Annotated in this window: 1 protein-coding gene; it reads left to right on the top strand. The window is 33.8% G+C overall.

Annotated features, from left to right (window positions below; genetic code table 11):
* Nucleotides 1–360: 360 nt before the first annotated feature.
* A complete protein-coding gene (locus V7137_RS05630) occupies nucleotides 361–774 on the top strand; it encodes a hypothetical protein (RefSeq protein WP_335697153.1) in 414 nt (137 codons plus the stop codon).
* The last annotated feature ends 219 nt before the right edge of the window (nucleotides 775–993 follow it).

A 993-nucleotide genomic window follows, 5' to 3' on the forward strand; every position in this document is an offset into this window, starting at 1 on the left:
ATTTTAAGAGATTTATTACTAATTTAAAGACACTTATGACGTATTTTTCGAAACTTACGACAATCGCTGGAAAAATATTGGTAATTGCTTCAAACCGGAAATACTTATGACGTAATTTGGAAATTCATACAGAAGATAGAAGACGGAAAAACCACCCTAAACTGTTGACGCAAAGGGTGGTTCATATATCAAATAAACATTATCAACCATTATCTGGACGGTAGTGTTCCCATGGGATGATGGCCACCAGAACCGTCCCCATTAAGCCTTAACAAGTTCATATTATATTTTCTATTGAGTATGTATTAATAAATAGTTTACAATAATGGAAAAATTAGTTAATAAAAGAGGGGTGTGGAGATGGAGAAAGTTTTAAAATTGATCGCGATGATTTTTCTGCTGTTTAGTTTAGCTGCATGTACTCAAGATGAGGAAGTTAGTAGTAAACCAATCTCAGGAGACGAAATCTTAAAAAAATTGATTGGAGAATGGCATCAGACCAAAGGGAAAGATGCTACATGCGATATTAATGTAAATGGTAATATTATAACCATTGATTTTGATCGTAGTGGTCAGCAGGAATCAATCATGTTATTAAGGTTCAATTTTATTAATGATCATGAGGTCAATGCAACCATTACAGAGGGTCCAGATGAAAATAATGTAGGGCATAAAGTAGTGTTACACTTGTTTGAGGATTATAAATCAATGAATTTTATGGATCTGAAAGATGATAAGGTAGTACATAAAACGATATTTACAAGAAAAGGATAGTTCCTCGAAGCTTGGGAATGAAAAATGCTCAGAGTTATGTACTCTGAACATTTTTATTTCTTCAGTTGCTTTTTCCGCTTCAGATTTTTTTCATCTCTCGACAACTAGGGTAATGATTAAAAATATTGGGGGTTGTTATTCAGTAGCCTTACGATAGACATTTTTCCAGATTTCCCATGAGTTTTGTCCATCGGAGCGCTTACGATAGACATTTTTCCG

This window comes from Neobacillus drentensis (assembly GCF_036962765.1).
Taxonomy (GTDB): Bacteria; Bacillota; Bacilli; order Bacillales; family Cytobacillaceae; genus Neobacillus; species Neobacillus drentensis_C.

What these genes read in the sequence shown, in the direction of transcription:
- V7137_RS05630 (WP_335697153.1), top strand. Translation starts at nt 361, where the DNA reads ATGGAGAAAGTTTTAAAATTGATCGCGATGATTTTTCTGCTGTTTAGT.